Raw genomic sequence first — 11254 nt, forward strand, 5'->3', positions numbered from 1 at the left:
TCTGAAATCTGAAATCTGAAACTTACTTCAAATTCTCCTCAAAATCAACTTCAAAAATTCCAGTGAACGCATTGATGATTTTCTTGTCTTTGTTTACAACTATTGTTCGGTAGATTTTTGTGATTGCCCATTTGGCTCTTAAATCTTCAAAGTTGTCGCAATGGTATTGCTGAATTCCGTTAAAATCATAGTTGGATAAAGTTTCCTTCCATTTGTGTTCTTTATCGTGCAAATTGATGGCTATAAAATCAAATTCAGGATATTTTTTCTTGAAATCGATTACTTTTTTATGTACTTCTGTTAAGTGTGATTTTGCATTTGAAGACCAAAAGAAGAACACTGTATTTTTAGTAATTAAATTGGATGTTGAAACCGTTTTACCATTCAAATCAACTAAACTCACTCGCGGTAAATCGAAATTTGGTTTTAATAACTGAATGGCGTTTCCAATTTTTACAATTTCGTTTTTCTGACTTTTATCGGTAGAATATTTATGATACGTATCTAAAAACAAATTGTTGTTCATCATGTTTTGATCTTCCAATAAGTAATTAAAAGCTATTGTGTTGAGTACAATATTTTTAACCTTTTCGTTTTTAATTAGAGAATCGGTGATGTTTAATTTATTGATGTTTGTTTTTAGAGCCAAATCGGCATTTGAAAAATGATTATGGTATTTTATCTCAGCCATATTGCTCAACATGTGACTTAGGTATATTACAAACGGAGAAAAGTTGGTCAAAGGTTCGTTGTTGTAATCGATCTCTTCTCTAAAGGCGTAATAGTCTTGCGGAAGTTTTTCAATAACATCTTTACCAGTTCGCATTTTGTGAATGTAAGGATAAATTTCTTTAATAGTGAAATAAGGAAAATCCAATGATGCTTTGGCATACACATCAAATTCGTCGTTCCAGTCAACAGCTTCTTTTTGTGTTTCGTAATAATTTTGATTGGCTACAAAAAGTTTATTTAATGTTTTATCAAATTTGTCAAAGTCATAATCGAAAGCTTCGAAAAGACTGTTTCTATCTTTTTCATTTCGAAGATACATCTCAATTAAGAAATTGTTTTTTTCATAACCACGACCACAGAAAACCATCGACTCATCAAATTCTTTTGAGTTGATGTTTACCATCAAACTATCGTTCTTATCAAAGTAAACATATTGATATTCTGGATTGTTTTTAAACGTATATAAACCAGGAGTTAATGAGTCAAATTTTATGAAAAAAGTATTGTCATCTTTCAACTGTATGGAGTCGATTACCTTATTGTTTTTACAAAAAAGCACGTAGCGAGACGACGGATTTTCAATCTCTCCTCCAAAATAGGCGGTGTAATCATTATTTGAAAATTCTTTTTTACAAGAACTTACAAATAACAAGATAAAAATTGGTACAAAATAGGTTTTTAAAAAAGCGAAACTTTTCATTAAAATATAATAATTGGAAACAAATATATTTATATGAAACTATATATTCTGTTAACCTAGCGTTAAAGTATTGTTAGTAGTTGTTTGCAAAAAAAATAATATTTTTCTCATTTATGTGATTCCATTAATTGAAAAACAGGTTCCCAAACCAATAACGAGAACAATAGAAGAATAAATCAATAATTGAATTCCAAACGCTTTATCTTCTTTTTGAAAGAGTACTTTGTATAAGCCAATTAATAACGTAAATGGACTGATAAACAGTAAAATACCAATTATTGCAAGTAATAATAGATCCATTTTTTTTTTCAAATTTAATGCATCGGACCTAATGAAAAATTGGCGAAACAAGTTCCAAAACCAATGACAAACCCAATCACCGAAAACAGCATAACCTTTAATCCAGATTTTCGTTGGCTTTCAAAAAACAGCATAATGAAGCCAATAATAAATGCTATCACACTAATTATCGCTAGAATTATTCCAATTGTAACTAAAGTTTCTTTCATATTTAATTAAATAATAGTGCACAAGAACTAAATCCGATAATCAATCCAATTACTGAAAATTGTAATGTTTGTATTCCATTTTTCTTAGTTTGTTCTCTTTTTGAAAATACTTGAATAAATCCAATTAATAAACCCAAAAGGCTTCCTAAAATTAAAAATCCTGATAAAATTGCAATTAGTTCCATAGCATTAATGCATTCCTCCAATTTATAAATTTGAAAAACAAGCCGAAACTCCTATTACTAATAGGATTACTATTGTCAATAATGAAAACAAAATCATTTTGATCGCTTTAGAATTGGAATCTTTATTGGTAAACAATTTTACAACTCCAGCAAAAAATACTATTGCACAAATTACAATCACAAATAAAGCCAAATTTAATAAATGTTCCATTTTATCGATTTAATTTTTCTCTGATTTCTTCAATTTTGTTATCTCTGTAAAACAAATTCATCGTTTCAAATGGTACTAATTTATAACGCTTATCCACAATATGAACGCATGATTTTTTTACTGCTCGAACATCAAAATCACTGGCATCCATAAAGTTCATAATGATGATTCGAAACAAATTATCATAATGCAAACTATCCGATTTTACTCTCGGCAGACAACACATCAATTCTCCAAAAGTGTCTTCGGCACAATCCACAGAAATTCCTGTGCTGAACATTGTGATTAAATGGTTCTTCAAATCTTCATCGTTTTCATAAACGATAGTATTTTTGGTAGTATTCAATAAATCTTCTGGATTCAATAAATGCGTCATAGGAATTACTTGATCGTCCATTTTCAACGCATAAGCCATACACAAAGCATCTGGATTGCACGGAACCGGAATCAAATCTTGTGGTGTAAAAATTGGATATTGTTCGTAAATTTTTCTTCTTACTTCGGTCAACGTAATTCTTCCTGTCGCGTCATCATAATTATCATTTCTTCCTGCAACTTGTGTCGGTTGAAACGTTACTCCACGAACACATTTTTGTTTTACAGCATATTCAAGAATTTTACCAATTTCATCATCGTTTTCGCCTTTTTGCAATGTAATTACTAAAGTTGTAGAAAGATTAAAATGATTCAAATTTTCTATAGCTTGCTTTCGCACTTCGGTTAAATCTTCGCCACGTAATTTTTCTAAAACTTCGGGTTTGAAACTGTCAAATTGTAGATAAATTTCAAAATCAGGCATGTAACTTGCGAGTTTTTCTACAAATGAAATATCTTTTGCAATTCGAATTCCGTTGGTGTTTAGCATCAAATGTTTGATAGGTTTGCTTTTGGCAATATCCATAATTTCAAAAAACTGCGGATGCACCGTTGGTTCGCCACCCGAAATTTGAACCACATCTGGTTCGCCTTCATTGGCAACGATTACGTCAAACATTTTTTCAATTTCTTCTAGCGTTCGGTGACGTCCATAATTTGGTGCAGAAGACGCGTAACACGTTGGACAAGCCAAATTACATCTATCGGTAACTTCTACAATCGACAAACACGAATGTTGCTCGTGATCGGTACACAAACCACAATCATAAGGACAACCATAATGTACTTTAGTATTAAATTTCAAAGGCACTTCCGATTGCTTGTTGTAGTTTCTAATTTGTTTGTAATATTCAACATCGTCTGCAATCATGGAACGTGAATCGCCATGGGTTTTACAATGTTTCAGCATCCAAACTTTCTCGTCTTGAAAGACAATTTTGGCATCGACCAATTCTAAACAAGTTGGGCAAAGTGATTTGGTGTAATCGTAGTATATGTAAGGTCTATTTGGCATTATTTTTTTAGTTTTTTTATGTCTTCTTCAATTTCTTTCAAGCTTTTTTCAATTTCTATATCTTTTAAATTCTTTTGAAATTTATCATATTCTAGTGTTGATTTTTCAATTGCCATTTGATGACTAATTGTTCCTGCATGAGTTAGAAGTTCACGACCATTGAGTTGCAAAATACTATCAAGACGTTCTTTCCAATCTTTCATATACATCGGAATATTTTGTTGAGCCATCGTCTCAGCAAAAGCCAAATATTGTTCCACTAATAATCCAAGTAATTTTATTTCATTTTCATTCAGATAATTTTTGGCAATACTTACATCGTTTTTAGTAACCGATTTACTCTCTTTTTTATCATACGATTGCATTCCAAGTAGAGGCAAAGAGGCATCAACTCTTCTGTAAACCAATTCAGCAGCCGTGTTTTGAGATATTGCCCAAAGTAATTTATTCTGAATTATTTTAAAAAATTGAATTGTACTTTCATCTTTTGGATTATAATCAATACTTGTAGTGTAAATGTCTTTTATTTTTTGATAAAAAAAGCGTTCGGATAATCTAATTTCACGAATTCTACTTTGTAATTCATCAAAATAATTCATTGAATTTCCCGATTTGAAACGATCATCATTCAAGGCAAATCCTTTGACAATATATTCTTTCAATCGTTGCGTTGCCCAAATACGAAATTGAGTACCTTGTTGCGATTTTACTCTGTAACCAACAGAAATTATGACATCAAGGTTGTAGAAATTTGTTGGTTTAGTAGAAAAATCGGAATTTCCGATTTTTCTAATACTTAAATGTTCAACTAATTCATTTTCATTGAAAACATTTAAAATATGCTCGTTGATAGTTGATTTGGCTTTACCAAATAACAATGCCATTTGTTCAATTGTCAACCAAACCGTGTCTTCTTCCAAACGGACATCAATTTTGATATTGCCGTCTTGATTTTGATAAATTACTATTTCTCCTGAATTCATATTTTACTCTTTTTTCGTAATTTTTTTTACTTCCAAATCAAAGTCGGAAACATAATTTTTATCTTGGATAATTCTAAATTTTTCAAATTCGGATTCAGCTTTAATCTTGGCCTCCAATTGTGATATTTTTCCTTTATCTGTCAAAATTGGATAGTTTGAAAGTTGTAAAAAGTTATTCATGAAAACGGTCCAATCTTCCATTTTCATAATGATTTGTCTTTTAGCATAATTTTCGGCTAAATCTAAATAAGCAGAAACAATTCGGTTCAATTCTTCTAGGTGAGTTTTGTTCAAATAATTTTTTGCAATAGCAACATCCGATTTTTGAATTTTACCATTTGGTGCATCTTTCCATGATGTCAAACCCATATAGATTTTTGTAGCATCTGCTTCAGAATAGATAATTTCTGCCGCTGTTTTTCCTGTAATTGCCCAATGCAATTTGTTTTGAACATTGGCAAAAAAGTTTTTTGTATCAATTGAATCTTTGTCATAATCAGCAGAAAGCGAAAAAATATCGGTTACTTTCTGATAAAAACGTCTTTCCGAAGAACGGATTTCTCTTATTCGTTCTAATAATTCTTCAAAATAATCCTTGCCAAAAGAAGTTCCGTTTTTGAGCATTTCATCATTCAAAACAAAACCTTTGGTGATAAATTCTCGCAAAGTTTTGGTTGCCCAAATTCTAAATTGAGTGGCTTGCTTAGAATTTACTCTGTATCCAACAGCGATAATCATATCAAGATTGTAAAAATCAATTTCTCGACTTACTTCTCTTTTTCCTTCCATTTGAACTATTCGAATTTTTCGAATAGTTGAAATTTCTTCCAACTCATTATCTTTAAGGATTTCTTTAATGTGATAATTTGTCGTACTTAATTCAACTCCAAATAACTGTGCAATAGCTTTTTGTGTAAGCCAAAAAGTTTCGTCAATGTAGGTAACTTCCACATTGATATTGGAATCGATGGTTTGGTATAATAAAATGGGTTTCTGCATAAATTAGTCTTTTTTTGGCGTTAATAATCGGTGTATAAATCTATAATAATAAACAAATATAAAAATCGCGCTCCATTGAATGCTACTCAAATGTAAGAATAAAGGTTGATATGGCTTAATAAATTCGACGGAAAATCGATACAAAAAGTATAAAACCATAAAGAGTTTGAATCGGTCGCCATTAATTAAATTTACATTTTTTATTTTTCTGAAAAGGAGCAAAAGTAAAATCATATACGTCATTTCATACAATGCTACAGGATGACGCAGTTTACCATCACCCAAATTCATTCCGGTGAAGACGGTGGTTTCAATTCCGTAGGTTGGTTCGGCGATTCCCATCGAGAAACAACCGATTCTTCCAATGAAAAGAGCTATGATTATCGGAATTACATAAATATCTCCAGAAGCGGTTTTGACACCAATAAATTTCTTAAAAAGTTCTACACCAAACAATCCTCCGAGAAATCCTCCAGCAACGGTTTTGTTTTGATAAAAAGTGAGTAACGTTTGATTCGCAATTTCTGATGGATTTTCGAGCATGGCTAAAACTCTCGAACCAATAAGCGCACCAACCATCGCTCCCAACATAATCCAAAGGCGATTGATGTCGGAAATGGTATCGGTTATTCCTCTTTTGTGATAATAGTATAAGCGAACACCAATAAAGAACGCTAAGGTTTCAAATATAAAATGATAATATACTTTTTCGCCAAAGAAATCAAACTGAAAAGGAAAGGTCATAAAGGGTTGTAAATTTTAGCTAATGTAGGATTTTATTTTGAGGTAAGAAATTTTTGGTTTTGGATTTGATTGCTGTGCATAGACTATAGATTTTAAACAACAAAACAGCAATTGAAAATCTTGGTAACCTGGTTCTCGATTTCTGAAAAGAGCATCCATTTTACAAAATTGTTATTTGACATCTTAAAATTGTAATCCAACACTAATAAATTGTCATTCGAAAGCCTAAAATTGTTATTTAGCAACCTAAAATTGTCATTTAGCAACCTAAAATTGTTATTTGACAACCTAAAATTGTTATTTGACAACCCATTGTTGTTATCTGACAACCCAAAATTGCTATATGTCATTCTAAAGTTGTTATCTGAAAACTCAGATAGTGAAAAAGTACATTTAGAATGCTTTTTAAGAATTTAGATTTGTGGTGAGTTTCTTTAGAATTAATTTTTGAACATAAAAAAACCGCAAAGTCTGGAGAGATTTGCGGAGGTTTTTATTGGAAGAGTTTGTGGAGCTTGGTTGGATTTGGATTGTTGGCAAGGATGGTAAATGCGCACTATCTAATCTGAAGCCTTTTATTCTTGATTTGGAAATTCTTGTAATGGTTGGGTATGATTTATAATTGTACCAGTTCTTCCCAATATATATGCATATTTAACTTCTGCAGTCTTATTCTTTAATGATTTAGCAAATAAGGTCAAATAGTCGAATGGAGGAATGGATTTTATTAACTTTAATAATTCATTTCCAGTAGTGCTAAAAACAAAGACTGGAACTTGGATTGTAGGAGTATTTGCTTTAGTTTTTGCGATAATTACAATATTTCCACCAGTATAAACCATTTGACTATCTGTAGGTCGTTGAAGTAGTTGATGAATTATTGTATCTCCAGTTTGAATCAAACCTATTTCCATCAATAACGCAATTTCAGTATAAGAAATATTATAATTTTTACTTAATAATTCTTCATCGTCTCCCTTGAATAAATAATTTGCAGTACCAAATTTTATTGCGTAATTGGCAACTTTAGTAAAAACATCAGCTTCATTTTTAGAAAGATTTCTTATTAACTCTAATGTTCTTAATGAGTACGTCTTAGGTTGCTTAATTTCACCAGCTAATATTCTTCCCCATAATGTCTGCATTTCCTCGTTTGAAATATCCTCTACAATTTTAAAGAATCTTGAAGTCCAATCTTCGTCAATTGGTTCATCAGTTATTGGTTGTTCATTCTTCAATTCTTCGGCTGCAAATGCAGTTACATTTTCAATATTCAATTGTCTTTTAGTCTCTTGAAAAATAATTCGTTCTTTTGTTCTTTCTTCAATAGATTCATTTAACAATAGTTGTGGTTGTAATTCTTTTGGTGAATTAATTGCTATTTTTTCGTCTTTATATTCAATACCACCGGTCATTTCAAAATTCTCTTTTACAGCATTTGAAATTATTTTCATCTCTTCTGCTCTTGCCTCTGCAATTTTTTTTATTTCGTAAACTTTTGTATCAATATCTTTTCTATCAAAATACGGTTTAGAAATTCTACCAACTGAATTCGATACTATTTCTATAAGTTTATCAATTGGCAAAACTTTTCCAATTCCTAAAACATCCTCTAATTTCATTTACTTTTTCAGATTTAAGTTGTTGTTTTATAATTTAGTCGATTGATTACAGCTAATTCAAAAATATTCGCAATCTATCCAATCACATCCTTCACAAATATACCATTTTCCTACAAAGCAAAACCACGTACTTTTACCTGTTTTTCAACAAAAAAATGTGTGTAAGTCACTGAACGCTAAAAACTGAACACTGATTACTAAAAACTGAACACTTTTCACTACTTTTGCACCGAAATTAAAGAAAATCATTTTATGCTTACTGTATCTAATTTATCAGTTCAATTTGGTAAAAGAATATTATTTGACGAAGTAAATACAACCTTCACACAAGGAAATTGCTACGGAGTAATTGGTGCCAATGGTGCCGGAAAATCTACGTTCCTTAAAATTCTTGCTGGTGATATCGATCCAACATCGGGTCGCGTATTTCTCGAGCCTGGAAAACGTATGTCGGTTTTGAATCAAAATCACAACATGTTTGATGAACATACGGTTTTAGAAACGGTAATGATGGGTAACAAAGTATTATTCGCAGTAAAATCGGAAATGGATGCCTTGTATGCCGATTATGATGATAAAAATGCAGATAGAATAGGTGAGTTGCAGGTTCAATTTGAAGAAATGAACGGATGGAACGCCGAGTCGGATGCTGGTGCGATGTTATCCAACCTTGGAATTTCTGCCGACATGCATTACAACTTAATGGGCGAAATGGAAGGAAAAATGAAAGTTCGTGTGTTATTGGCACAAGCGCTTTTCGGAAATCCTGATGTTTTGGTAATGGATGAGCCAACGAATGACTTGGATTTTGAAACCATCACTTGGTTAGAAAATTTCCTTGCTAATTATGAAAATACGGTAATTGTAGTTTCGCACGACAGACACTTTTTAGATTCGGTTTGTACGCACATTTCGGATATTGATTTCTCTAAAATTAATCACTATTCTGGAAACTATACGTTTTGGTACGAATCAAGTCAGTTAGCAGCAAAACAAAAAGCACAACAAAATAAGAAAGCCGAAGAGAAAAAAGCCGAATTAGAAGAATTCATCCGTCGTTTTAGTGCGAATGTGGCGAAATCGAAACAAGCGACTTCNNNNAGAAGATATCCTGCGATTATTTTTGATGTTGAAAGAGAAGCTGGAGATCAAATTTTACATGTTCAAAACCTTGCTGCATCAGTTGATGGTGAAGTATTGTTTAAAAACGTAGATTTGAACATGGCGAAAGGCGATAAAGTGGTGATTTTCTCAAAAGATTCACGTGCTACAACCGCTTTTTATGAAATCCTAAACGGAAATCAAAAAGCCGATGAAGGAACATATGATTGGGGAATTACAACAACACAATCGTATTTGCCAAACGAAAATCACGAATTTTTCACAGACGGAAGTTTGAATCTAGTAGATTGGTTACGCCAATGGGCAAAAACCGAAGAAGAGCGCGATGAAGTTCACATCCGCGGATTTTTAGGGAAAATGATTTTCTCTGGTGAAGAGGCGTTGAAGAAATGTACCGTTTTATCTGGAGGAGAAAAAGTACGTTGCATGTTGTCTCGAATGATGATGATGCGTGCCAATGTATTGATGCTAGATGAACCAACAAACCACTTAGACCTAGAGTCGATTACGGCGTTCAATAATACGTTGAAAAACTTTAAAGGTTCGGTTTTGTTTACAACGCATGACCACGAGTTTGCTCAAACAGTTGCCAACAGAGTTTTAGAAATTACACCAAACGGAGTAATTGACAGATACATGACATTCGACGAATATCTTGATAACGAAGGTGTTCAAGAATTAAGAAAGAAAATGTATAACTAATCTACGAAGATAGAAATACGATGTACGAAGTAAAAAAAGTAGACAAGTTATAATTCAAATAACAAATCCCAAATTCCAATTTTTAAAGGAATTTGGGATTTTTTTATATAGCAAAAAAAACTATATTTGTAATCCAAACAACACTTCATTATGAGTCAAAAAATATTGCTCACTTCCAAAGAAGTAACTATAATTCTTCATCGTTTGGCTTGTCAATTGATTGAAAAACATCTTGATTTTTCAGATACCGTTTTAATTGGATTGCAACCACGTGGAAAGTTTTTAGCAGAACGAATTAAACAAATTTTAGAAAACGAATACCAAGTTTCCAATATCGAACTCGGATTTCTAGACATCACTTTTTTTAGAGATGATTTCCGTAGAGGCGAAAAACCATTAGAAGCCAATAAAACTCAAATCGATTTTCTAGTCGAAAATAAAAAAGTAGTTTTCATTGACGATGTTCTTTATACAGGAAGAAGTATCAACGCAGCATTAACCGCAATTCAATCGTTTGGAAGACCAAGTGAAGTAGAACTTTTAACGCTAATTGATAGACGTTTTAGTCGTCATTTACCAATCCAACCCGATTATAGAGGAAGACAAGTAGATGCCATTAATGACGAAAAAGTAAAAGTGTGCTGGGTGGAGAATGATGGAGAAGACGCGGTTTATTTAGTATAAATTCAGAAATTATAAACATAGAATCTGAAATAAATTCAGATTGACAACAACACAACTACAACAATAAATGAAAGAATTAAGTGTAAACCATTTATTAGGAATAAAATACCTTGTCAAGGAAGACATCGATTTGATATTTGAAACCGCAGATCATTTCAAGGAAGTTATCAATCGACCAATAAAGAAAGTGCCTTCTTTGCGAGATATTACTATCGCCAATATATTTTTTGAAAATAGTACAAGAACCAAATTATCTTTCGAACTAGCTCAAAAACGACTTTCGGCCGATGTAATTAGTTTTTCAGCAGCGCAATCATCAGTTAAAAAAGGAGAAACACTAATTGATACGGTGAACAATATTTTATCTATGAAAGTAGATATGGTTGTAATGCGACATGCCAATCCTGGTGCAGCGTATTTTTTATCACAAAATGTAAAAGCAAGTATTGTAAACGCTGGTGATGGTGCACACGAACATCCAACACAAGCTTTGTTAGATAGTTTTTCCATCAGAGAACGACTTGGCGAAGTTGCAGGAAAAAAAGTAGTTATTGTTGGAGATGTATTGCATTCGAGAGTGGCTTTATCCAATATTTATGCTTTGCAAATGCAAGGTGCCGAAGTAAAAGTATGCGGACCAAAAACCTTAATTCCAAAATACATTGAAAGTC

12 protein-coding genes are annotated in these 11254 nt (G+C 32.0%); 3 read left to right on the forward strand and 9 right to left on the reverse strand.

Annotated elements, in window-relative coordinates; genetic code table 11:
- Nucleotides 1–22: 22 nt before the first annotated feature.
- The 9 genes from DIU01_RS06415 to DIU01_RS06455 all read right to left on the reverse strand — a co-directional run bounded on the left by DIU01_RS06415 (nt 23) and on the right by DIU01_RS06455 (nt 8075).
- A complete protein-coding gene (locus tag DIU01_RS06415) occupies nt 23–1432 on the reverse strand; it encodes a thioredoxin-like domain-containing protein (protein ID WP_290832651.1) in 1410 nt (469 codons plus the stop codon).
- Nucleotides 1433–1746: 314 nt separating this feature from the next.
- Complete coding sequence (locus DIU01_RS06420; protein WP_290832653.1) at nt 1747–1941, reverse strand: hypothetical protein; 195 nt, start codon at nt 1939–1941, stop codon at nt 1747–1749.
- Nucleotides 1942–1943: 2 nt separating this feature from the next.
- Nucleotides 1944–2126 carry a hypothetical protein gene (locus tag DIU01_RS06425; protein ID WP_290832655.1) on the reverse strand — a complete coding sequence of 61 codons (183 nt, stop codon included), beginning with the start codon at nt 2124–2126 and terminating at the stop codon, nt 1944–1946.
- A gap of 22 nt (nt 2127–2148) precedes the next feature.
- Entirely contained in the window at nt 2149–2337 is a 189-nt protein-coding gene (locus DIU01_RS06430; RefSeq protein WP_290832657.1) for a hypothetical protein, read from the reverse strand.
- Between the two features lies 1 nt (nt 2338).
- The gene (locus DIU01_RS06435) at nt 2339–3727 is read right to left on the reverse strand and encodes a radical SAM protein (protein WP_290832659.1); all 1389 of its coding nucleotides are present in this window, start codon (nt 3725–3727) and stop codon (nt 2339–2341) included.
- Complete coding sequence (gene rhuM / locus DIU01_RS06440; protein ID WP_290832661.1) at nt 3727–4710, reverse strand: RhuM family protein; 984 nt, start codon at nt 4708–4710, stop codon at nt 3727–3729. The genes DIU01_RS06435 and rhuM overlap by 1 nt, the downstream gene beginning before the upstream one ends.
- A gap of 3 nt (nt 4711–4713) precedes the next feature.
- Nucleotides 4714–5709, reverse strand: coding sequence for a virulence RhuM family protein (locus DIU01_RS06445; RefSeq protein WP_290832662.1), 996 nt, complete (start codon nt 5707–5709; stop codon nt 4714–4716).
- Between the two features lie 3 nt (nt 5710–5712).
- Nucleotides 5713–6453 carry a prolipoprotein diacylglyceryl transferase gene (locus tag DIU01_RS06450; protein ID WP_290832664.1) on the reverse strand — a complete coding sequence of 247 codons (741 nt, stop codon included), beginning with the start codon at nt 6451–6453 and terminating at the stop codon, nt 5713–5715.
- Between the two features lie 575 nt (nt 6454–7028).
- Nucleotides 7029–8075, reverse strand: coding sequence for a DUF2806 domain-containing protein (locus tag DIU01_RS06455; RefSeq protein WP_290832666.1), 1047 nt, complete (start codon nt 8073–8075; stop codon nt 7029–7031).
- A 252-nt stretch (nt 8076–8327) separates the two neighbouring features.
- Here DIU01_RS06455 and DIU01_RS06460 point away from each other — a divergent pair, with 252 nt between their 5' ends.
- The 3 genes from DIU01_RS06460 to DIU01_RS06470 form a co-directional block, all read left to right on the forward strand.
- Nucleotides 8328–9899, forward strand: coding sequence for an ABC-F family ATP-binding cassette domain-containing protein (locus DIU01_RS06460; protein ID WP_290832668.1), 1572 nt, complete (start codon nt 8328–8330; stop codon nt 9897–9899).
- A 150-nt stretch (nt 9900–10049) separates the two neighbouring features.
- The gene (gene pyrR / locus DIU01_RS06465; RefSeq protein ID WP_290832670.1) at nt 10050–10583 is read left to right on the forward strand and encodes a bifunctional pyr operon transcriptional regulator/uracil phosphoribosyltransferase PyrR; all 534 of its coding nucleotides are present in this window, start codon (nt 10050–10052) and stop codon (nt 10581–10583) included.
- A 67-nt stretch (nt 10584–10650) separates the two neighbouring features.
- Nucleotides 10651–11254, forward strand: a 604-nt coding sequence (locus DIU01_RS06470) for an aspartate carbamoyltransferase catalytic subunit (RefSeq protein WP_290832672.1), incomplete at its 3' end; no start/stop codon positions are given.

The sequence above is a fragment of the Flavobacterium sp. genome (assembly GCF_003525665.1).
Taxonomy (GTDB): domain Bacteria; phylum Bacteroidota; class Bacteroidia; order Flavobacteriales; family Flavobacteriaceae; genus Flavobacterium.